Below are 23651 nucleotides of genomic sequence, written 5' to 3' on the forward strand. Positions count from 1 at the left end.
CCTTGCGGTGATCTGTTGTTATTACTCCATCCGTCGTCTGACAAGCCACGTCCTTAACATTTGGAATGAGCTATGTCTGCAAATCAACTTACACGCCGTGAACAACGCGCCCAGGCGCAGCATTTTATCGACACGCTGGAAGGCACCGCTTTCCCGAACTCAAAACGTATCTACATCACCGGCTCACAGCCTGATATTCGTGTTCCGATGCGTGAAATCCAGCTTAGCCCGACGCTTATCGGCGGCTCGAAGGACAACCCTCAATACGAAGAAAACGAGGCGATTCCGGTCTATGACACGTCCGGTCCCTATGGCGACCCGAATGTGGCTATCGATGTACAGCAGGGGCTGGCGAAACTGCGTCAGCCGTGGATCGATGCCCGCGACGATACCGAAAAACTGCGCGATCGCAGTTCGGTATACACCAAAGAGCGGCTTGCGGATGACGGCCTGAACGACCTGCGTTTTAGCGGCTTACTGACACCGAAACGGGCCAAAGCGGGTCAGCGCGTCACCCAGTTGCATTATGCGCGTCAGGGGATGGTGACCCCGGAGATGGAGTTTATCGCCATCCGTGAAAATATGGGCCGCGAGCGTATCCGCGGTGAGGTGTTGCGCAAGCAGCATCCTGGCCACGGCTTTGGCGCTAACCTGCCAGAAAATATCACCCCGGAATTTGTGCGCGACGAAGTGGCTGCCGGACGCGCCATCATCCCCGCCAACATCAACCACCCGGAGTCGGAACCGATGATCATCGGCCGCAATTTCCTGGTGAAGGTGAATGCCAACATCGGCAACTCCGCGGTCACCTCCTCCATCGAGGAAGAGGTGGAAAAACTGGTGTGGTCAACCCGCTGGGGTGCCGATACGGTGATGGATCTGTCGACGGGCCGCTATATTCATGAAACCCGCGAGTGGATCCTGCGTAACAGCCCGGTGCCAATTGGTACTGTACCGATCTACCAGGCGCTGGAGAAGGTGAACGGCATCGCCGAAAACCTGACATGGGAAGCGTTCCGCGACACCCTGCTGGAGCAGGCTGAGCAAGGCGTGGACTACTTCACCATCCACGCGGGCGTGTTGCTGCGCTACGTGCCGATGACCGCCAAACGCCTGACCGGCATCGTGTCACGCGGCGGTTCGATTATGGCGAAATGGTGCTTATCCCATCACAAAGAAAACTTCCTCTACGAGCACTTCCGCGAAATCTGCGAAATCTGCGCCGCCTATGATGTCTCACTGTCGCTGGGCGACGGCCTGCGACCCGGCTCCATTCAGGACGCCAACGACGAAGCGCAATTCGCCGAGCTGCACACGCTGGGCGAGCTGACCAAAATTGCCTGGGAATACGATGTGCAGGTGATGATTGAAGGCCCTGGCCACGTACCGATGCAGATGATCCGCCGCAATATGACCGAAGAGCTGGAGCACTGCCATGAGGCGCCGTTCTACACGCTGGGGCCGCTGACCACCGATATCGCGCCGGGTTACGACCACTTCACCTCCGGGATTGGCGCGGCGATGATCGGCTGGTTTGGCTGCGCCATGCTCTGCTATGTCACGCCAAAAGAGCACCTCGGTTTGCCAAACAAAGAGGATGTGAAGCAAGGGCTGATTACCTACAAGATCGCCGCGCATGCCGCGGATCTCGCCAAAGGCCATCCCGGCGCGCAGATCCGCGATAACGCCATGTCCAAAGCACGTTTCGAATTCCGCTGGGAAGACCAGTTCAACCTGGCGCTCGACCCGTTCACCGCCCGTGCGTATCACGATGAAACCCTGCCGCAGGAGTCGGGCAAAGTTGCTCACTTCTGCTCCATGTGCGGGCCGAAATTCTGCTCAATGAAAATCAGCCAGGAAGTACGCGATTACGCCGCAGCCCAGACCATCGAAGTGGGGATGGCGGATATGTCAGAAAACTTCCGTGCCAAAGGCGGTGAGATCTATCTCAAAAAGGAGGAGGTCTGATGTATCAACCCGATTTCCCGAGAGTGCCCCTTCGCTTAGGCCTTTACCCGGTGGTGGACAGCGTGGCGTGGATTGAACGCCTGCTCGACGCCGGCGTGCGCACCATCCAGTTGCGTATCAAAGATAAACGCGATGAAGAGGTTGAAGCCGACGTTGTAGCGGCCATTGCACTGGGGCGTCGTTACGATGCCCGCCTGTTTATCAACGACTACTGGCGGCTGGCGATAAAACATAACGCTTACGGTGTACATCTGGGTCAGGAAGACCTGGAAACCACCGATTTGAAGGCGATCCAAGCTGCGGAATTACGCCTCGGCGTATCGACTCACGACGATATGGAAATTGACGTGGCGCTCGCCGCACGCCCGTCCTATATCGCCCTGGGGCATATCTTCCCGACGCAGACGAAACAGATGCCCTCCGCGCCGCAGGGGCTGGAGCAACTGGCGCGGCATATCGAAAGGCTTGCCGATTATCCGACCGTCGCCATCGGCGGGATAAGCCTTGCCCGTGCGCCCGAAGTGCTGGGAACTGGCGTTGGCAGCATAGCGGTCGTCAGCGCGATTACCCAGGCGGCTGACTGGCGTGAGGCAACGGCGCAATTACTGGCTCTGGCGGGGGTTGGCGATGAATGATCGTGACTTTATGCGCTATAGCCGGCAGATGTTGCTGGAAGATATTGCCATCGACGGGCAACAAAAGCTGCTCGCCAGCCGGGTGCTGATTATCGGGTTGGGCGGGTTAGGCTCCCCCGCCGCGCTCTACCTGGCGGGCGCTGGCGTGGGTACGCTGGTGCTGGCCGACGACGACGATGTGCATCTGAGTAACCTGCAGCGGCAAATCGTGTTTACCACTGACGACATCGCCCGGTCGAAATCGCAGGTCACCAAACAGCGCCTGGGGCGGCTGAACCCGGAAATTTCGCTGGTCGCCCTTGAGCAGCGCCTTTCCGGCGAGGCATTGCGCCACGCGGTGGACAATGCCGATCTGGTACTCGATTGCACCGATAATATGGCGACTCGTCAGGCGATTAATGCCGCCTGCGTCAGCACCGGTACACCGTTGATTACCGCCAGCGCCGTGGGTTTCGGGGGGCAGTTGATGGTGCTCACACCGCCGTGGACCCATGGTTGCTATCGCTGTTTGTGGCCAGATGAACTGGAGCCCGAACGCAACTGCCGTACCGCCGGTGTGATTGGCCCAGTGGTTGGCGTGATGGGCACCCTTCAGGCACTCGAAGCGATCAAGCTTCTGAGCGGTATGAATACCAACACCAGCGAGTTACGTCTGTTTGATGCCCGCGCCAACAACTGGCGCAGTCTGGCGTTACGCCGGGCCAGCGGCTGCCCGGTTTGCGGAGGGCTGCATGCACATTCAGTTCAATGACACGCCCATGCAGCTCGACGACGCGCTGACCGTCTCGGCCCTGTTGCAGCAACTCGATCAGCTAAAACCCGGCGCCGCGCTGGCGCTTAATCAGCAAATTCTTCCGCGCGAGCGGTGGGAAGCGCATATCGTGCAGGACGGCGACCAGATCCTGCTTTTTCAGGTTATCGCAGGGGGCTGAGATGTTACGCATTGCAGATAAACAATTTGATTCACACCTGTTTACCGGTACCGGGAAATTTGCCAACGCAGCGCTGATGGTCGATGCCATCCGCGCGTCCGGCAGCCAGCTAGTCACACTGGCGATGAAGCGTGTCGATTTGCGTCAACATAACGATGCCATCCTCGCGCCACTGCTGGCAGCAGGCGTCACGCTACTGCCTAACACATCAGGGGCGAAAACGGCGCAAGAAGCTATTTTTGCCGCCCAACTGGCGCGTGAAGCGCTGGGTACCCACTGGCTGAAACTGGAGATCCACCCCGATGCACGCTGGCTTTTGCCGGATCCTATCGAGACGCTAAAGGCGGCGGAAGCACTGGTGAAACAGGGGTTTGTCGTGCTGCCTTACTGTGGCGCAGACCCGGTGTTATGCAAGCGTCTTGAAGAGGTCGGTTGTGCCGCCGTCATGCCGCTGGGTGCTCCCATTGGCTCCAACCAGGGGCTGGAAACGCGAGCGATGCTGGAGATCATCATCGAGCAGGCAACCGTGCCGGTGGTGGTTGATGCCGGTATCGGCGTACCCAGCCATGCGACACAGGCACTGGAAATGGGTGCTGATGCCGTACTAGTGAATACGGCGATTGCCGTGGCCGACGATCCGGTAACAATGGCGCATGCGTTCCGTCTGGCAGTTGAGGCCGGCATGCTGGCACGCCAGGCGGTCCCCGGCGCGCGCCACTCCCATGCCGTGGCCACCAGCCCGCTGACCGGTTTTCTGGAGGCCAGCGCATGAAGACATTTACCGATTACTGGCGCACGCTGAACTGGGATGATCTTCGGCTACGCATTAACAGTAAGACGGCAGCCGATGTGGAGCGAGCCCTGAATGCCACGCGCCTGACCCGCGATGACCTCATGGCCCTGCTCTCTCCTGCTGCCAGCGCATATCTGGAACCTCTGGCACAAAAAGCGCAGCGCCTCACGCGCCAGCGCTTTGGCAACACGGTGAGCTTTTACGTCCCGTTGTACCTTTCTAATTTATGCGCCAACGACTGTACCTACTGCGGTTTTTCGATGAGTAATCACATCAAGCGCAAGACGCTTGATGAATCAGAGATCGCACGCGAATGTGCAGCCATCCGCGAAATGGGCTTTGAACATTTGCTGCTGGTCACCGGCGAGCATCAGGGAAAAGTGGGAATGGACTATTTCCGCCGTCACCTGCCAACCATTCGTCGCCAGTTCGCCTCTTTGCAAATGGAAGTACAGCCACTCTCCATGGAGGAATACGCTGAACTGAAAACGCTGGGGCTGGATGGCGTCATGGTGTATCAGGAAACCTGGCATGAAGCACAGTATGCCCGGCATCATCTGCGCGGCAAGAAACAGGATTTTTTCTGGCGACTGGAGACGCCGGACAGGCTCGGCCAGGCGGGTATCGATAAAATCGGTCTTGGCGCGTTAATTGGCCTTTCCGATAGCTGGCGGGTGGACTGCTACATGATGGCCGAGCATTTGTTGTGGTTACAGCAGCACTACTGGCAAAGCCGTTTTTCTGTTTCCTTCCCCCGCTTACGCCCCTGCGCTGGCGGGATCGAGCCGGCTTCTCTTATGGACGAACGTCAACTGGTGCAGACCATTTGCGCTTTCCGCCTCTTTTCGCCGGAAATCGAACTGTCACTCTCAACACGTGAATCACCCTGGTTTCGTGATCATGTGGTACCGCTGGCCATTAATAACGTCAGCGCGTTTTCCAAAACGCAGCCCGGCGGTTATGCCGATAATCATCCGGAACTGGAACAGTTTTCACCGCATGATGACCGGCGGCCAGAAGAGGTGGCCAGCGCGCTGGCAGCGCGTGGTTTACAGCCCGTGTGGAAAGACTGGGACAGTTGGCTGGGAAGAACGCCGCAAGAAAATGGCAACGTTGCCGTTACGCGCTGATATCTTTCGGGACACTGCGCATCACACTCATCGGGGCGTTGTCGCTTACGCCCCGCCTCTCTTTGGTTAACCTTGTTTTCCCGTCGCTTGATATAAATCAGCCAACCCCGCGTTTCCCGGCGCAAACTTCCCTTCATTTATGCCTCATGGTGTAACATTAACCAATTGAATAGATTAACAGCACTGAACGTCTTTTTTATTTACCGCGCCACGCTTGCCTATACTTTCCAGGTCACTGTCTAACGCTCTCGAAGATAACGAACATGTATAGCCGAAAACTTTCGTTCACTACACCCATTCTGGTGAGTTTTACCGGCATCTTTCTTTGCCTGGCCGTCATTGCCACGCTGGTCATTTTAAGCCAAAGGAAAGACATTACTGATAACTATCACAAGGTTAATCAGACGTTTACGCATAACATCGCGGTCAACTATGCCGAAGCCGTTTTTCAGGAGAATGACTATATTCTCAACCAGGCCGCAGCCTACTTTTCCCGTTATAACCGCCTCGATAGCGCGGTAAATTTCACCTCGCCTGAGGGATTACAATCCCTGATGCAGTTACTGCGGCTAATGCCCTCTGTCTCCTCTATTTCACTGGCCGATCCTCAGGGTCGTTACCTGCGTGCCCCGGTGGTGTTTGATAGCGAGGAGGGTCAGCGTTATGACGCCAAAACCCGCCCCTGGTTCGTTCGTCAGGCCGAGGCGACGTCGTACAGCAAATACACGGATATTTACGAAGATTACTTTACCCATCATCCGACAGTGACGGTATATAAGCCCGTCGTCTCCCCGGAGGGCAATCTCAAAGGCACGCTGGCTTTTCACCTGGATCTGGCCTCTATCAGCCATGGATTACGAACCATGCAATCCCCCATGCAAGGGGAGTTTTTTGTGGTGGACCGTAGCGGTCATGTCATGCTGCACCCGGATACGGGCGTCCTTTTCGAGGCGTTTTCCCAGCAGTCGCGAATGAAAGAGATGAACAGCGGCGAGGGCATGTTTCATGACGAACGACGTAACACCTGGCTTTATTACAGCTCGCTGACCAATCCGGACTGGTTTGCCATCTATATCGTACCGGGCGATACGCTGGAAAATCTCCTGCGCGATGAAACGCTGGTGGTCGGTTGGGGGTTTGGCGTTGCGGCCATGACTATTATCCTGTTCGGTCTGTATCTGCGCTACGCTTCCCGCACAGTCCTGCTCAATATTATTAATGCGATTAAAACCGGGGATGTACAGCAGACACCGAAGCTGGAGGCGATGCTGAGCAAAGCGATAGTCAGTAGCAAAGAACGGGAGCAGGTCTGGGTCAGGCAGGCCACGATGGATGCCCTGACAAACTGTAAGAATCGCCGGGCATTCGATAGCGACATCGCCGCCCTGATGAACGATCACCAACCCTTCGCGCTGGCGATGGTCGATATTGATAACTTCAAATCGATAAACGATACGTGGGGACACCTGAGCGGCGACATTGTGCTGCGTAATGTTGCCCGGGAAGGGTTGCAAGTGCTGCAGTCACAACATATCTCGCTCTACCGTTACGGCGGCGAAGAGTTTGCGGTTATTTTCCCCGAAGAGCACATCGCCAACGCGCATCAGATACTGGAGCAGTGGCGTATTAACGTGGCAAGCCGTGAGTGGCGTGAAGAGGGAATGACCGTGACATTCAGCGCCGGACTGGGTGAGTGGCAAATGGAGCCGCTGGAGCAACTGGTGAATAGCGTTGATGAGGCGCTCTACCAGGCGAAACAGCAAGGCAAAAACCAAATCGTATTGCGTAATAAGTCGCTTCCCGCCGATTCGTCAACCTCCTTGTAACCGGTTTCAGACAGCGCAGTGAATGTTTGTGATGCTATACACACATTCATGGAAAGGCGGTTGTTGAAGGGGCCAGCACGGGATAATTATCAGTTATCCCATCCACATCGAGGCTGACTATGAAAAACATCGTTTTATGCTGTGCTGCGGGGATGTCCACCAGCATGCTGGTTCAACGCATGAAAGACGCAGCGCAGAAAAAAGGGGTAGAAGTTTCCATTAAGGCCGTTCCCGTCGCTGAGTTTAAAGACAACATCGCTACCGCAGATATTGTCCTGCTCGGGCCACAGGTAAAGTATGAGCAGGCCAAGTTGCAGGCGCAGGCCGAACCGCTGGGCAAAAAAGTCGCGGTTATCGACATGATGGATTACGGCATGATGAAAGGCGATGTCGTTCTGGAAAAAGCCCTCAAGCTGATGGAGTAAGCGCGTGGAAGATTTAGAAACCATCATTATGGAGCTGCTGGTGAATGCAGGTGCAGCGCGCAGCCAGGCGCTGACGGCATTGCAACTGGCGCGTAAAGGCGATTTCGCCGGTGCGGAACAGGCGATGGAAGAGTCCCGCGAATTCGTCAAACACGCGCATAAAATCCAGACACAACTTATTGGCCTTGATGAAGGTGCCGGGAAATTGCCGGTTAACCTGATTACCGTGCATTCTCAGGATCACTTGATGAATGCAATGGTCATCCAGGATTTGGCGGGAGACATGATTGAACTGTACCGCCGCCTGCCGCCCGTTAATCAATAATTAACTCTTGCTCAGTTATGCATGATGCCCGATGAGTCGGGCATTTTGCTGTTTAGCCCCTGTCAACGCGCTATCTGGTGGCGTGTTTTTTTCTGCCATTTATGGCACAACATGAGCATTCTTCTGCTGAACGACATCAGGATCCAGGATGCCTTCGCTCCCTTTTCCCGTTTTTACTCTTTTTCTCCTGCTTATCTTACTGGCCAAAGTTTGCCTGCAGCCGGGTGAGAAATCGCGAGGGGTAATGTACTTCATCGCAGGTTGCACACTACTGGTTATTATGTCGGCCCTGCGTTGGGCGTTTGACGCCATGGTGTTTCGCCAGGCTCAGTCATTGCTGGCGATACTTTTCCCGCCGTTGGTGTGGCGTTGCTTTACCGATCTCACCGGGCGAAAACGCGTCTGGCATATTTCAACATCCATCATACCGCCCACCCTCGCCCTGCTGGCGAATCTTGCCTGGCCTGAGGCAACGGATGCCGTGCTGGTGCTGCTTTATCTGGGGTACGGCATTGCGCTGCTCAGAACTGCTCTGTTGGGCGCCGATGCCTTTGTCTTAACGCGGCTTAGCGATTCGCCAACAACCTCGGTGATGGCATTTGCCGCCGGATGTTTCCTGTGTTTTTCGAGCCTGACGGATGCAGCGATAGCCTATGATTTTAACCAGTACCATGGGCAGCATGCGCCTCTGCTGGTTGCTATTTCACAAGGTATCTTGTTGCCATTTATTTGCCTGGCGATTTTGTTCACCGGACGAAAAGTCACGCCACCTCCCCTCTGCGTGACAGCGGAGGTTACCGGGCCAGAGGTGGTGGATCCAGAAGACAATGCTCTCTGCCTGCATCTGGAAAACGCGCTTACGGCACGCGAGCTTTTCCTTGACCCGGATCTTTCATTACAGGGGCTGGCACGAAAAACCGGGACACCTGCACGACAAATATCCCGTGCCATCAACCGCACTCGGGGCTGCAATGTCTCCCAGTGGATTAATGGCTTTCGCATTCAGTATGCACAGCGCTTGTTAGTGCAGTCAGATGCTCCTGTCACGCAGATCATGCTGGACGCAGGTTTCTCCACAAAATCCAATTTTAACCGTGAATTTATGCGCGTCAGCGGGATGAGTCCTGGCGATTTTCGCCGTGCTGAGGCGAGTCGTTCAGGGACTGATTTAAAAACTGACTCATCTGCGTAAACAATTGCTGGTGGATAGCCTGCCGGCTTAGCTGTCCGCCATCCCGGCAAACAATACCCTCACCGGGTTCTGCGGCTTCAATCATTGCCACGGCGCCTGGCTTACATTCTTGCATAAAACTAAAGTGCGTCGCTCCCGTCACGCTGACCAGATGGCGATCCCCCTGCGCAAGTGCAGTAAAGAGGTAGCCTGATTCCAGATGTGCAGGAACATCATCGCTGTCGGCCTGCGCGCCCATAACCAGCACTGGCACGGAAACCTGTGCAAGGCTCTCAGGGGTAAAGCCCCTTGCCAGTCCCAAATCCAGAGAAATAACGGCTTTGATGCGTACGTCACGTTGGCTTGCCGCCAACGGTGCCAGTGATTCAGGCTTATCAATACCCAGAACGTGTTTGAGTTTACAGGCTCCCAGCGCCGGGTGAGTTTCACAATCTTTCAAAAAGCGAGGCGCAGAAAACTGCGCGCCAGCCAGCTCCATGACTGTCCAGCCTCCCAGAGAGTGACCTACCGCCGCAATGCGTTCGGGGTCAACAGCACCGGCAATGGCGGGTGTATCAGACAGGTAGTCCAGCATCGCAATCAAATCCCGTGGACGTTCCCACAACTGCTGCGCTGCCACTTCTTCTTTATTGCGAGTGGTGGTGCCGGGATGGTCAACTGCCGCCACAATATAACCCTGAGAGGCCATTCCCTGAGCCAGCCAGTTTAAATTGCGCCAGTTGCCACCGTAACCGTGCGAAAGCAACAAAAGGGGGTGCTGCCGTGCTGTTGGTTTCGCATTGCGAAGTGCAGGAATACCGTGAAATACGGCATTCTCTCCTATGCGTTCGATTTTCCCGGTGTCTGTTGTTGGGTACCACAGGGCGATATCAAGAGGACGGTTGCTGTTTTCATTTATCTGCAGTTGTCTCAAACCGACATTCGCATACGCGGAATAGCTGATAAGAAGAGTAAGCAGTAGCAAAGTAAGACGACGATACATAATGATTTTCCTGATGAGTTAACACCCGGCTTTTCTAGCATCCGCAGCCTGTGCTTGCGTCCTGAAACACGATCGAGGTCTTTTTTAATGGTTTTTGTACGTAAAAAAACCCACCGAAGTGGGTCTTTGCTTATATTCTGACCAGAAGCGCTTAAGACAAAAAGTCTTCACGTTGCGGCGTGAATGTATCCAGCAGCGTTCCGGCTTCCAGGCAAACACAACCGTGCACAACATTTGGCTTTTTGTAGAGGGTATCGCCGGCACTAACCTCTTTCGTTACGCCATCAATCGTAAAGCTAAAGCGTCCTGACAAAACATAAGTGAGCTGTTCATGCGGATGGCTATGCATCGGCCCTACAGCCCCCTCGGTAAAGTTAACCTCCACCGCCATCATCGTGCCGCCATGGGCCAGGATTCTGCGATTGACGCCATTACCCAGATCTTCCAGCACCGTCTCTTTTTTATAAATAAACATTTTTACACCTCGCTAAAACAGAAGTTGCAGGCCTGGTATTCAGGCCTACAGCACGATTAATGCGCCAAACCAAACGTGTATTTAATGATGGCTGACAGGAATGTGAAATCAGGGTCAGCAAAGGTCACACTGTCAACACCCAGATGGCTGAATAACGGTAGTACCAACGCTGGAAGAACACACAGCAGCAGACCGTTTACGAAACTTGCGATCAATGCGCCTCGCAAGCCACCGGTCGCATTACCAAAAATAGCAGCACTGCCACCAGTAATAAAACTCGCCATGATGCCAGGGATAATCACCGGCAGGCCAATGAACGGGAACAGCGCAACGCAACACAGCTCCGCCATAAAGCTCACCAGAAAACCGATGAGAACCGCGTTCGGAGATTTATCAAACAACACCATCGGATCCACTGCCGGAATGGAGCCGGGCGCAACAATTTGAGAAAAGCCTTTAAAAGCAGGTACGATTTCCTCAGTGAACATGACCACGCCTTTCTTGGCAATGTACAAACCACCCGCAAACGTCGCTGATTTTTCTAATAACCAAACCAGATAAGGTTTGCCCGCTAACATTTTATCGAGAAAAGCATGTTCAGCGAATATAGAAGAAATGCCCAGCAAACAGAACATGGTCAGAAAAGTGGCAACATCAGCATTCTTGAGGAAACTAAATTTATCGCTAACTTTAACTTCTTCAACGTTCGTCGCGGTATTGCCAAACCATTTACCTAAGTAAGAACCAATAATATAGGAACTGGATGCAGCATGGGCTATACAATACTCATTGTGGCCGATAATTTTTCGGCTAAAACGTGACAATATAGTAGGAAAAACGGCCATGTAGGTACCAATAACCACAGAGCCAAAAATAATAGCAAATTGCTCACCGTAGCCAAGGCCAACGAGGGCGGCTGTCACGGAAAAGGACATAAAGACAATCAGGTGCAGTGACAGATATATCGCTTTAAAACGGGTATAGCGTGCCAGCAGGACGTTAATAATCATCGCGAAAAACAGAATAAATGCGGCAGGCCGACCGAGCTTGTCAATAGTCAACGCCATGATAGCTTCATTGCTTGGGACAACGCCCCGCAAGCCAAACGCATTAGTGAACAGGTCGCTGAACATGGTCAGAACACCACCAAGTATGCTCCCACCCGTTTTAATTAATACAAAGCCGATAAAAGCAAGGAGTGTGCCTTTGATAATATTCGTAATGCTACTTTTTTGTAACGCCAGACCCAGAAAAGCAATAAAAGCAATTATTATTGCAGGGGTGCCTAATATTTTAATTACGTAATCCATAATAAACCCTTTCACCGTAAGCATTGATTATTAACTGATAATGATTTGTATCTTTTATTTAGCATTTCAGTAATATTGAAACGAGCCGGTTCCTGAGAAATAAATCCCAGAATTATTTTTATAATTGGCAATCCATAGAAAGATTGCATTATTTAATGATATAGAGATGCGCTGATTAAAATTAACCAGTCGTTATAAATTTGAGCTTAAGACTTACTATCAGGATATGAAAATAGAGCCCCTTATTTCTGGTCATGAAAATGGCTTGGATAAAACATCTGCTAACGGTGCGTATTTTAACAAACAGGGGAAAAGAAATTGTGACGAACACAACTAAAACACCATTTCATTTTAATTAATCCAAGATTTTACTTATTGGTGCTGGCAGAACGCCAGAGGAGTGATTCAGAGAGGGGCAATAAAAAGCGGGCACAAAAAAGGCAAAAAAAACTGCACCTTAGTCAGTTGAGATCCAACCTTTGGGGTGCAGCTTAACTTATATTAACGTGTCAGCAACGATTACTCGTTGTCAGAACCGCCCAGACCTGCGTTCAGCAGTTCTGCCAGGCTGGCAGACGCATCTTCAGCAGTTACCTGCGGTGCAGCCGGGAGTTCACCCGCTGCGCGACGACGCATACGATCCTGGTGATACGCGTAACCGGTACCTGCCGGGATCAGACGACCCACGATAACGTTCTCTTTCAGGCCACGCAGTTCGTCGCGTTTGCCCGCAACGGCTGCTTCGGTCAGGACACGCGTGGTCTCCTGGAACGATGCCGCAGAGATGAAGGACTCGGTTGCCAGAGACGCTTTGGTGATACCCAGCAGATCGCGCGAGAAGGTCGCACCGATTTTGCCGTTCGCTTCCAGATCGCGGTTCGCAATCTTGACGCGGGAGTATTCAACCTGCTCGCCTTCCAGGAAGTCGGAGCTACCTGCATTTTCGATGGTCGCTTTACGCAGCATCTGACGAACGATAACTTCGATGTGTTTATCGTTAATCTTAACGCCTTGCAGACGGTAAACGTCCTGTACTTCGTTGGTGATGTAACGCGTAACCGCGTGAACACCACGAAGACGCAGAATGTCGTGCGGCGCTTCCGGACCGTCGGAAACCACGTCACCACGTTCTACACGTTCACCTTCAAACACGTTGAGCTGACGCCATTTCGGAATCATCTCTTCGTACGGATCGCTACCGTCTACCGGGGTGATAACCAGACGACGTTTCCCTTTGGTTTCTTTACCGAAGGAAATGATACCGCTGATTTCAGCCAGGATTGCCGGCTCTTTCGGACGACGTGCTTCAAACAGGTCCGCAACGCGCGGCAGACCACCGGTGATGTCCTTGGTACCGCCGGATTCCTGCGGAATACGCGCCAGGGTGTCACCAGAACTGATCTGTACGCCATCTTCCAGCTGAACAATCGCTTTACCTGGCAGGAAGTACTGCGCAGGCATATCAGTGCCAGGGATCAGAACGTCGTTACCCTGACCATCAACGATTTTCAGTGCCGGACGCAGATCTTTACCACCGGTAGTACGTTCAGCAGAATCCAGAACCACCAGAGAAGACAGACCGGTCAGCTCGTCAGTCTGACGAGTAATGGTCTGGCCGTCGATCATGTCAGTAAAGCGGATGAAACCACTTACTTCGGTGATTACCGGCATGGTGTGCGGATCCCAGTTTGCTACGGTTTCACCGCCAGCAACCTGCTCACCATCACCTTTCGCCATAACAGCACCGTAAGGCACTTTATAGCTCTCTTTGGTACGACCGAATTCGTCGATCAGTTTCAGCTCGGTGTTACGAGAGGTCACAACCAGCTTGCCTGATGAGTTAACAACAGACTTCGCATTGCTGAGCTTGATGCTACCTTTGTTTTTCACCTGGATGCTGGATTCAGCAGCCGCACGAGATGCCGCACCACCGATGTGGAACGTACGCATCGTCAGCTGTGTACCCGGCTCACCGATGGACTGCGCCGCGATAACGCCGATGGCCTCACCTTTGTTGATGATGTGGCCACGCGCCAGGTCACGACCGTAGCAGTGCGCACATACACCAAAGTCGGTGTCACAGGATACAACGGAACGCACTTTGACGGAGTCAACAGAGTTCGCTTCCAGCAGGTCACACCAGTGCTCGTGCAGCAGCGTGTTGCGTGGAACCAGAATGTCTGCTGTACCCGGCTTCAGAATATCTTCTGCCGTTACACGACCCAGTACGCGATCGCGCAGTGGCTCTTTAACATCACCACCCTCGATAACCGGGGTCATGGTGATACCTTCGAGAGTGCCACAATCGTCTTCGGTCACAACCAGATCCTGCGCAACGTCAACCAGACGACGCGTCAGATAACCGGAGTTCGCTGTTTTCAGTGCGGTATCCGCCAGACCTTTACGCGCACCGTGCGTGGAGATGAAGTACTGGAGTACGTTCAGACCTTCACGGAAGTTCGCGGTGATTGGCGTTTCGATGATGGAGCCATCCGGCTTCGCCATCAGACCACGCATACCAGCAAGCTGACGAATCTGTGCCGCAGAACCACGCGCACCGGAGTCGGCCATCATGTAGATGCTGTTGAAGGAAACCTGCTGCTCTTCTTTACCTTCACGGTTGATAACCGTTTCGGTCTGCAGGTTGTCCATCATCGCCTTGGATACACGATCGTTCGCCGCAGCCCAGATATCGATAACTTTGTTATAGCGTTCGCCTGCGGTAACCAGACCAGACTGGAACTGCTCCTGGATCTCAGCCACTTCGGCTTCCGCCTCGGAGATGATTTCGTGTTTCTTCTCCGGGATAACCATGTCATCGATACCAACAGATGCACCTGAACGCGCTGCATAAGCAAAGCCGGTGTACATCGTCTGGTCAGCAAAGATAACGGTCGGTTTCAGACCCAAAATGCGGTAACAGGTGTTCAGCATTTTGGAGATCGCTTTTTTACCCAGAGGCTGGTTCACGATAGAGAACGGCAGACCTTTCGGCACGATCATCCACAGGATCGCACGACCAACGGTCGTATCGATCAGGCTGGTTTTAGACGTAAATTCGCCCTGTGCATTTTTTTCATACTCAGTGATACGCACTTTAACGCGCGCATGCAGAGAGGCCAGGCCAGCGCGATAAATACGCTCAGCTTCTTTCGGGCCAGTCAGCACCATGCCTTCGCCTTTGGCGTTAACACAGTCACGGGTCATGTAGTACAGACCCAGTACAACGTCCTGAGACGGAACGATGATTGGTTCGCCGTTCGCCGGAGACAGAATGTTGTTGGTAGACATCATCAGCGCACGCGCTTCAAGCTGGGCTTCCAGCGTCAGCGGTACGTGAACAGCCATCTGGTCACCATCGAAGTCGGCGTTGTATGCCGCACAAACCAGCGGGTGTAGCTGGATAGCTTTACCTTCGATCAGTACCGGTTCAAAGGCCTGGATACCCAGACGGTGCAGAGTTGGCGCACGGTTCAACAGTACCGGGTGTTCGCGGATCACTTCGTCCAGGATATCCCAAACGACAGCTTCTTCGCGCTCAACCATTTTCTTCGCGGCTTTGATGGTGGTGGCCAGGCCACGCAGTTCCAGCTTGCCGTAAATGAACGGTTTGAACAGCTCCAGCGCCATTTTCTTCGGCAGACCGCACTGATGCAGACGCAGGTATGGACCTACGGTGATTACAGAACGACCGGAGTAGTCAACACGCTTACCGAGCAGGTTCTGACGGAAACGACCCTGTTTACCTTTGATCATGTCGGCCAAAGATTTCAGAGGACGTTTGTTAGAACCGGTGATCGCACGACCGCGACGACCGTTATCCAGCAGGGCGTCAACCGCTTCCTGCAGCATACGTTTTTCGTTGCGTACGATGATGTCCGGCGCAGCCAGATCCAGCAGACGTTTCAGACGGTTGTTACGGTTAATAACGCGACGATACAGATCGTTCAGATCGGACGTTGCGAAACGACCACCATCCAGCGGAACCAGCGGACGCAGATCTGGCGGCAGAACCGGCAGAACGGTCAGGATCATCCACTCCGGCTTGTTGCCAGACTGTACGAACGCTTCCAGCAATTTGATACGCTTGGTCAGCTTCTTACGCTTGGTCTCGGAGTTAGTTTCGTTCAGCTCTTCACGAAGCTGCTCGCACTCTTGCTCCAGATCCATGCTCTTGAGCAGGGCCTGGATAGCTTCCGCACCCATCTTCGCGTCGAATTCGTCACCGAACTCTTCCAGCGCGTCCAGATACTGTTCTTCGGTCAGAATCTGGTTACGTTCCAGGTTCGTCATACCGCCTTCGATAACCACATAGGATTCGAAGTACAGAACACGTTCGATATCACGCAGCGGCATATCCAGCAGCAAACCGATACGGGACGGCAGAGATTTCAGGAACCAGATGTGAGCAGTCGGAGACGCCAGCTCGATGTGGCCCATACGCTCACGGCGCACTTTAGTCTGGGTCACTTCAACGCCGCACTTCTCACAGATCACACCGCGGTGTTTCAGGCGCTTGTACTTACCGCACAGGCACTCGTAGTCTTTTACTGGTCCGAAAATACGGGCGCAGAAAAGGCCGTCACGCTCAGGTTTGAACGTACGGTAGTTAATGGTTTCCGGCTTTTTAACTTCACCGAAAGACCATGAACGGATCATGTCTGGCGAAGCCAGAGCAATTTTGATCGCATCAAACTCTTCGGTTTTAGTTTGCGCTTTCAGAAACTTTAATAAGTCTTTCACGGATTTGCTCCCGTCGGAGTTAGCACACTCTGCTGTCGGGTTTTACCCCGACAGCAGTGACCTGTTTGAGCGAGAATTACTCGTCTTCCAGTTCGATGTTGATACCCAGCGAACGAATCTCTTTCAACAGTACGTTGAAGGATTCCGGCATGCCCGGTTCCATCTGATGGTTGCCGTCCACGATGTTTTTATACATCTTGGTACGACCGTTCACGTCATCAGACTTAACGGTGAGCATTTCCTGCAGGGTGTAGGCGGCGCCGTAAGCTTCCAGCGCCCACACTTCCATCTCCCCGAAGCGCTGACCACCGAACTGCGCCTTACCACCCAGCGGCTGCTGAGTAACCAGGCTGTAAGAACCGGTAGAACGAGCGTGCATTTTGTCGTCGACCAGGTGGTTCAGTTTCAGCATGTACATGTAACCTACGGTTACCGGACGCTCGAACTGTTCACCGGTGCGGCCGTCATACAGTGTGATCTGACCGGAAGTCGGCAGGTCACCCAGTTGCAGCAGCTCTTTAATCTCAGCTTCTTTCGCACCGTCGAATACCGGCGTTGCGATTGGCATACCTTTTTTCAGGTTCTCAGCCAGACGCAGTACTTCTTCATCGCTGAAGGTGTTCAGGTCAACTTTCTGACGAACATCGGCACCGAGGTCATACGCTTTCTGGATGAATTCGCGCAGTTTCGCGACTTCTTGCTGCTGTTTCAGCATGGCATTGATCTTATCGCCGATACCTTTCGCAGCCATACCCAGGTGGGTTTCCAGAATCTGACCGATGTTCATACGAGACGGTACGCCCAGCGGGTTCAGTACGATATCTACCGGCGTACCGTTAGCATCGTGCGGCATATCTTCGATCGGGTTGATCTTCGAGATAACACCCTTGTTACCGTGACGACCTGCCATTTTGTCACCCGGTTGGATCTGACGTTTAACGGCCAGATAAACCTTAACGATTTTCAGCACGCCTGGTGCCAGATCATCGCCCTGGGTGATTTTGCGGCGTTTCGCTTCGAGTTTTTTCTCGAACTCGTGTTTCAGTTCGTCATACTGCTCAGCCAGTTGTTCCAGCTGATTTTGTTTCTCTTCGTCGGTCAGGCCGAGTTCCAGCCAGCGGTCACGCGGCAGTTTGTCGAGCTTCTCAGCTTCGATGCCACCGGAAACCAGCACCGCGTAGATACGACTGAACAGACCGGCTTCGAGGATCTGCAGTTCCTCAGACAGGTCTTTCTTGGCCTGTTTGAGCTGCATCTCTTCGATTTCCAGTGCACGTTTGTCTTTTTCTACGCCATCGCGGGTAAAGACCTGAACGTCGATAACGGTACCAGAGACACCGTTTGGCACGCGCAGAGAAGAGTCTTTAACGTCAGACGCTTTCTCACCGAAGATCGCACGCAGCAGTTTTTCTTCTGGGGTCAGTTGGGTTTCACCTTTCGGCGTTACCTTACCAACCAGAATGTCACCGCCGGTCACTTCCGCACCGATGTAAACGATACCGGATTCATCCAGTTTGGAGAGCGCAGCTTCACCCACGTTCGGGATGTCAGCGGTGATCTCTTCCGGCCCCAGCTTGGTGTCACGGGACACACACGCCAGTTCCTGAATGTGGATGGTGGTGAAACGGTCTTCCTGGACAACACGCTCAGATACGAGGATGGAGTCTTCGAAGTTGTAACCGTTCCACGGCATGAACGCGACGCGCATGTTCTGACCGAGCGCCAGTTCACCAAGGTCAGTGGACGGGCCATCTGCCAGCACGTCGCCGCGCTCGATTGGCTCACCCAGAGAGACACACGGCATCTGGTTGATACAGGTGTTCTGGTTAGAACGGGTGTACTTGGTCAGGTTGTAGATGTCGATACCGGCTTCGCCTGGGTACATCTCGTCTTCGTTAACTTTGATAACGATACGGGACGCATCAACGTACTGAACCATACCACCACGTTTAGCAACCGCAGTAACACCGGAGTCAACGGCAACAGCACGTTCCATACCGGTACCAACCAGCGGCTTATCAGCGCGCAGAGTCGGAACCGCCTGACGTTGCATGTTCGCACCCATCAATGCACGGTTGGCGTCATCGTGTTCCAGGAACGGGATCAGGGACGCACCGACGGAAACCACCTGCTGGGTGGATACGTCCATGTAGTCAACCTGGTCGCGGCTGAACAAGCTGGATTCGCCTTTACTACGGCAGGTAACCAGATCTTCTACAAAGTGGCCTTCGTCATCCAGGTTGGAGTTCGCCTGAGCGATAACGTAGTTGCCTTCTTCGATAGCAGACAGGTAGTGAATTTCGTCGGTCACAACGCCGTCAGTCACTTTACGATACGGCGTCTCAAGGAAGCCATATTCGTTAGTCTGTGCGTACACGGACAGGGAGTTGATCAGACCGATGTTCGGACCTTCAGGCGTTTCGATAGGACATACGCGACCGTAGTGAGTCGGGTGTACGTCTCGAACTTCAAAGCCTGCACGTTCACGGGTCAGACCGCCTGGGCCGAGTGCGGAGATACGACGTTTGTGCGTGATCTCAGACAGCGGGTTGTTCTGGTCCATAAACTGAGACAGCTGACTGGAACCGAAGAACTCTTTCACTGCCGCAGAAATCGGCTTGGCATTGATCATGTCCTGAGGCATCAGGGTATCCAGATCGCCCAGAGACAGACGCTCTTTCACCGCACGCTCAACGCGGACCAGGCCAACGCGGAACTGGTTTTCCGCCATTTCGCCAACGGAACGGATACGACGGTTGCCGAGGTGGTCGATATCATCGACTTCGCCTTTACCGTTACGGATATCGATGAGCTTCTTCATCACTTCGATGATGTCTTCTTTGCTCAGGATACCGGAACCTTCGATCTCGTCGCGCAGCAGAGAACGGTTGAACTTCATACGACCAACCGCGGACAGATCGTAGCGGTCTTCGGAGAAGAACAGGTTCTCGAACAGGCTTTCAGCAGCTTCACGAGTCGGCGGCTCACCAGGACGCATCATGCGGTAGATTTCTACCAGCGCGCTCAGGCGATCGTTGGTTGGGTCGACGCGTACAGTCTCAGAGATGTACGGACCGTGGTCCAGATCGTTGGTGAACAGCGTTTCGATACGCTTGTGACCAGACTGGCTCAGTTTAGCCAGCAGATCCAGGCTCAGCTCCATGTTCGCCGGGCAGATCAGCTCACCGGTAGACTCATCCACGTAATCTTTGGACGCGACTTTACCAGCGATGTACTCAACCGGTACTTCGATGTGCTGAATCTCGTCTTTTTCCAGCTGACGAATATGGCGCGCAGTAATGCGGCGGCCTTTTTCTACATAGACTTTACCGTTAGCTTCGATGTCGAAAGATGCAGTCTCGCCACGCAGGCGTTCCGGCACCAGTTCCATCTGCAGCTTGTTGTCGCGAATTTCGAAGACAACTTTTTCAAAGAACAGATCAAGAATCTGCTCAGTGGTGTAATCCAGTGCGCGCAGAATAATGGTCGCAGGCAATTTACGACGACGGTCAATACGAACAAACAGGTTGTCTTTCGGATCGAACTCGAAGTCCAGCCAGGAACCACGGTAAGGGATGATGCGCGCGTTATAAAGCACCTTACCAGAAGAGTGGGTTTTGCCTTTGTCGCTGTCGAAGAAAACGCCAGGACTACGGTGCAACTGAGAAACGATAACGCGCTCAGTACCGTTGATGACAAAAGTACCGTTGTCGGTCATGAGCGGAATTTCGCCCATGTACACTTCTTGTTCTTTAATGTCTTTAACGGTGCCTTCCGGCGCTTCGCGCTCGTAGATCACCAGACGCAGTTTTACGCGCAGCGGTGCGGAATAGGTTACGCCACGAATTTGACATTCTTTAACGTCAAATACAGGTTCGCCAAGACGGTAGCTGACGTACTGCAGTTCAGAATTGCCGCTATAGCTGGCAATTGGGAACACGGAGCGGAAAGCCGCTTCCAGGCCGTACTGCCCTTCAGGATCTTGCTCGATAAACTTCTGGAACGAGTCAAGCTGGATAGAAAGGAGATATGGAATGTCCAGAACTTGTGGACGTTTACCAAAATCCTTACGAATACGTTTTTTCTCGGTATAGGAGTAAACCATAGGGTTCCTCAGCTCGCTGACAAGTCGACCCACTCTGTCCATCGGAGGGACAGTTTATGCAACACCATTTTGTTGACCGGAAAATCGAATACTTTCCGCAATATCTGTTGCTATCACGCTTAAATCATTTCATTGCGATTTACACAGAGCGAGGCGCCTGTCGCAGTATATTAAGTCGTCGATAGAAACAAACATTGTCAGGACTACCAGCAGTCAAACAGTGTGAAATGCTGCTGGCGCCTTACAGCGCAAAATGGCTGGTGACTAAAAAGTCACCAGCCATCGGCCTGATTTCTCAGGCTTCAACCAGAAAAGTTGGCTTATTTAACTTCAACTTCAGCGCCAGCTTCTTCCAGAGATTTTTTCAGTGCTTCGGCGTCGTCTTTGCTGATGCCTTCTTTCAGGGCAGCAGGTGCAGATTCAACCAGGTCTTTAGCTTCTTTCAGACCCAGGCCAGTTGCGCCACGTACTGCTTTGATAACAGCAACTTTGTTAGCGCCAGCAGCTTTCAGAATTACGTCGAATTCAGTTTTTTCTTCAGCAGCTTCAACCGGGCCAGCAGCTACAGCTACAGCAGCAGCAGCGGAAACACCGAATTTTTCTTCCATTGCAGAGATCAGCTCAACAACGTCCATTACGGACATAGCGGATACTGCTTCAATGATTTGATCTTTAGTGATAGACATTTAAATTGTTCCTGAATATCAGAATAAGTTTATACGTAAGCGAATGCGTTACAAAGATAACTGCGATTAAGCAGCTTCTTTCGCATCGCGTACAGCAGCCAGAGTACGAACCAGTTTGCCAGCCGAAGCTTCTTTCATGGTTGCCATCAGGCGTGCAATTGCTTCTTCGTAGGTCGGCAGAGTTGCCAGGCGATCGATCTGGGATGCCGGGATTAACTCACCTTCAAAGGCAGCGGCTTTGACCTCAAATTTTGCATTCGCTTTCGCGAAATCTTTGAACAGACGAGCAGCAGCGCCCGGGTGTTCCATAGAGTATGCAATCAGGGTCGGACCAACGAACGCGTCTTTCAGGCACTCGAACTGAGTACCTTCAACAACACGGCGCAGCAGGGTGTTACGAACAACACGCATGTATACGCCGGCTTCGCGACCTGCTTTACGCAGTTCGGTCATTTTATCTACGGTAACGCCACGGGAATCCGCAACAACCGCAGACAGCGCGCCTTTGGCTACTTCGCTGACTTCAGCAACAATCGCTTGTTTGTCTTGAAGATTTAAAGCCATTAGCTTTGCTCCTGGATGTTTGCCAGAACAAAATGTTCTGGAACTCACTTCACTCTTCCCAACGAGAAGAGCGTCTTAATACGGTGAGCAGAAACAAGCCAGAGTATAAAAAATAATCTTAGCGTTCTGTCACCGTCTACGCAGGGGATTAAGTCTCTTACGAAACACCTGCGGTCTTCGACGGAGGCCTGGATAGGCCAGGCTCCAACGAACAAATCTTGTCTATGACTTCGTCCTTCGAATTGCTGCTGCGTTGCCTGCTCTCGCTCACACCAGTCACATAGTTAACTATGCTCCTGGCGATTCACTCGCTTGCCGCCTTGCCGCAATTCAAATGACTCGCATAGCGTCTGTATCTTTCAACAGAATCGTGGGGGTAAAATTGTAGACAAATTCACCGCCCACGTAAAGGTATTAGTTTGCAGAAGCGCTCAGGCCAGCCTGATCAACTGCAACACCGGCACCCATGGTGGTGGAGATGCTGATTTTCTTGATGTACACGCCTTTCGCCTGAGTCGGTTTTGCTTTTTTCAGCGCAACCAGCAGAGCTTCCAGGTTTTCTTTCAATTTGTCAGCGTCAAAATCCACTTTACCGATGGTGGTGTGAATGATGCCGTTTTTGTCGTTACGGTAACGAACCTGACCTGCTTTCGCGTTTTTAACCGCTTCAGCAACGTTCGGCGTTACAGTACCCACTTTCGGGTTTGGCATCAGGCCACGCGGACCCAGAACCTGGCCCAACTGGCCAACAACGCGCATTGCATCCGGGGAAGCAATAACAACGTCAAAGTTCATTTCGCCTTTTTTGATCTGGTCTGCCAGATCTTCCATACCTACCAGCTCAGCGCCTGCAGCTTTAGCAGCTTCAGCGTTTGCGCCCTGAGTAAATACGGCTACGCGAACGGAACGGCCAGTACCGTGCGGCAGTACAGTAGCACCACGTACGTTCTGATCAGATTTACGCGCATCGATGCCGAGGTTAACAGCAACGTCAACGCTTTCTACGAATTTAGCAGTGGCCAGCTCTTTCAGCAGAGAGATAGCTTCGTTGATGTCGTACTGTTTGGTCGCATCAACTTTGTCACGGATCACGCGCATGCGCTTGGTCAGTTTAGCCATTTCTTAGTCCTCCACTACCAGGCCCATGGAACGTGCAGTACCTTCAATGGAGCGAGTCATCGCTTCAATGTCGGCACCAGTCATGTCGGCAGCTTTGGTCTGCGCGATTTCCTGCAGCTGAGCGCGGGAAATTTTACCCACTTTGTCTTTGTTCGGCTTGCCGGAACCAGACTTGATACCAGCCGCTTTCTTCAGCAGAACTGCTGCCGGAGGCGTTTTGGTAACGAAAGTGAAAGAACGGTCAGCGTAAACGGTAATAACAACCGGAATCGGCAGACCTTTTTCCATGGAATCAGTTTTCGCGTTGAACGCTTTACAGAATTCCATGATGTTAACACCCTGCTGACCCAGAGCCGGACCAACCGGTGGGCTCGGGTTTGCCATGCCAGCTGCAACCTGCAGCTTGACGTAGGCCTGGACTTTCTTAGCCATTCTAAATTC

At 52.9% G+C, this 23651-nt stretch carries 19 protein-coding genes; 10 read left to right on the forward strand and 9 right to left on the reverse strand.

Annotated features, from left to right (window positions below; genetic code table 11):
- The first annotated feature begins 72 nt into the window (after window positions 1–72).
- The 10 genes from thiC to MRY16398_RS27410 all read left to right on the forward strand — a co-directional run bounded on the left by thiC (window position 73) and on the right by MRY16398_RS27410 (window position 9226).
- Window positions 73–1968 carry a phosphomethylpyrimidine synthase ThiC gene (thiC, locus tag MRY16398_RS27365; RefSeq protein ID WP_125125551.1) on the forward strand — a complete coding sequence of 632 codons (1896 nt, stop codon included), beginning with the start codon at window positions 73–75 and terminating at the stop codon, window positions 1966–1968.
- Window positions 1968–2603 (forward strand): thiamine phosphate synthase, encoded by a 636-nt coding sequence (gene thiE / locus MRY16398_RS27370; RefSeq protein ID WP_107224571.1) that lies wholly within the window; start codon window positions 1968–1970, stop codon window positions 2601–2603. The genes thiC and thiE overlap by 1 nt, the downstream gene beginning before the upstream one ends.
- Window positions 2596–3354, forward strand: coding sequence for a HesA/MoeB/ThiF family protein (locus MRY16398_RS27375; protein WP_079498751.1), 759 nt, complete (start codon window positions 2596–2598; stop codon window positions 3352–3354). Before thiE ends, MRY16398_RS27375 begins: the two co-directional genes overlap by 8 nt.
- Window positions 3335–3535: a sulfur carrier protein ThiS gene (gene thiS / locus MRY16398_RS27380; protein WP_039076850.1), complete on the forward strand. Its 201-nt coding sequence runs from the start codon at window positions 3335–3337 to the stop codon at window positions 3533–3535. Before MRY16398_RS27375 ends, thiS begins: the two co-directional genes overlap by 20 nt.
- Before the next feature lies 1 nt (window position 3536).
- Window positions 3537–4307 carry a thiazole synthase gene (thiG, locus tag MRY16398_RS27385; protein ID WP_039076851.1) on the forward strand — a complete coding sequence of 257 codons (771 nt, stop codon included), beginning with the start codon at window positions 3537–3539 and terminating at the stop codon, window positions 4305–4307.
- Entirely contained in the window at window positions 4304–5458 is a 1155-nt protein-coding gene (gene thiH, locus MRY16398_RS27390) for a 2-iminoacetate synthase ThiH (protein WP_071193731.1), read from the forward strand. The genes thiG and thiH overlap by 4 nt, the downstream gene beginning before the upstream one ends.
- A 263-nt stretch (window positions 5459–5721) precedes the next feature.
- A complete protein-coding gene (locus MRY16398_RS27395) occupies window positions 5722–7284 on the forward strand; it encodes a sensor domain-containing diguanylate cyclase (protein ID WP_039076853.1) in 1563 nt (520 codons plus the stop codon).
- A 119-nt stretch (window positions 7285–7403) separates the two neighbouring features.
- Window positions 7404–7709: a PTS sugar transporter subunit IIB gene (locus tag MRY16398_RS27400; RefSeq protein ID WP_039076854.1), complete on the forward strand. Its 306-nt coding sequence runs from the start codon at window positions 7404–7406 to the stop codon at window positions 7707–7709.
- Window positions 7710–7713: 4 nt separating this feature from the next.
- Window positions 7714–8034, forward strand: coding sequence for a PTS lactose/cellobiose transporter subunit IIA (locus tag MRY16398_RS27405; protein WP_039076855.1), 321 nt, complete (start codon window positions 7714–7716; stop codon window positions 8032–8034).
- Window positions 8035–8278: 244 nt separating this feature from the next.
- Window positions 8279–9226 (forward strand): helix-turn-helix domain-containing protein, encoded by a 948-nt coding sequence (locus tag MRY16398_RS27410; RefSeq protein WP_336513206.1) that lies wholly within the window; start codon window positions 8279–8281, stop codon window positions 9224–9226.
- On the opposite strand, the gene MRY16398_RS27415 is transcribed toward MRY16398_RS27410, so the two are convergent.
- From MRY16398_RS27415 to rplK, 9 genes are all read right to left on the reverse strand, one after another.
- Window positions 9144–10208 carry an alpha/beta hydrolase family protein gene (locus tag MRY16398_RS27415; RefSeq protein WP_125125553.1) on the reverse strand — a complete coding sequence of 355 codons (1065 nt, stop codon included), beginning with the start codon at window positions 10206–10208 and terminating at the stop codon, window positions 9144–9146. The two genes, MRY16398_RS27410 and MRY16398_RS27415, sit on opposite strands and share 83 nt — an antisense overlap.
- Before the next feature lie 151 nt (window positions 10209–10359).
- Window positions 10360–10683, reverse strand: a complete 324-nt coding sequence (locus MRY16398_RS27420) for a cupin domain-containing protein (RefSeq protein ID WP_039076858.1) — start codon at window positions 10681–10683, stop codon at window positions 10360–10362.
- Between the two features lie 56 nt (window positions 10684–10739).
- Window positions 10740–11993 carry a PTS ascorbate transporter subunit IIC gene (locus MRY16398_RS27425; protein ID WP_052249179.1) on the reverse strand — a complete coding sequence of 418 codons (1254 nt, stop codon included), beginning with the start codon at window positions 11991–11993 and terminating at the stop codon, window positions 10740–10742.
- 519 nt (window positions 11994–12512) lie between these two features.
- Complete coding sequence (rpoC, locus tag MRY16398_RS27430; RefSeq protein WP_039076859.1) at window positions 12513–16736, reverse strand: DNA-directed RNA polymerase subunit beta'; 4224 nt, start codon at window positions 16734–16736, stop codon at window positions 12513–12515.
- A gap of 76 nt (window positions 16737–16812) precedes the next feature.
- Complete coding sequence (gene rpoB, locus MRY16398_RS27435; protein WP_039076860.1) at window positions 16813–20841, reverse strand: DNA-directed RNA polymerase subunit beta; 4029 nt, start codon at window positions 20839–20841, stop codon at window positions 16813–16815.
- 320 nt (window positions 20842–21161) lie between these two features.
- Complete coding sequence (gene rplL, locus MRY16398_RS27440; RefSeq protein ID WP_002884142.1) at window positions 21162–21527, reverse strand: 50S ribosomal protein L7/L12; 366 nt, start codon at window positions 21525–21527, stop codon at window positions 21162–21164.
- A 66-nt stretch (window positions 21528–21593) separates the two neighbouring features.
- The gene (gene rplJ / locus MRY16398_RS27445; RefSeq protein WP_007704673.1) at window positions 21594–22091 is read right to left on the reverse strand and encodes a 50S ribosomal protein L10; all 498 of its coding nucleotides are present in this window, start codon (window positions 22089–22091) and stop codon (window positions 21594–21596) included.
- A 414-nt stretch (window positions 22092–22505) separates the two neighbouring features.
- Complete coding sequence (rplA, locus tag MRY16398_RS27450) at window positions 22506–23210, reverse strand: 50S ribosomal protein L1 (RefSeq protein ID WP_039076861.1); 705 nt, start codon at window positions 23208–23210, stop codon at window positions 22506–22508.
- A 3-nt stretch (window positions 23211–23213) separates the two neighbouring features.
- Window positions 23214–23642: a 50S ribosomal protein L11 gene (rplK, locus tag MRY16398_RS27455; protein ID WP_006688357.1), complete on the reverse strand. Its 429-nt coding sequence runs from the start codon at window positions 23640–23642 to the stop codon at window positions 23214–23216.
- Window positions 23643–23651 lie beyond the last annotated feature (9 nt).

The organism is Phytobacter sp. MRY16-398, from assembly GCF_003925915.1.
Classification (GTDB): domain Bacteria; phylum Pseudomonadota; class Gammaproteobacteria; order Enterobacterales; family Enterobacteriaceae; genus Phytobacter; species Phytobacter diazotrophicus.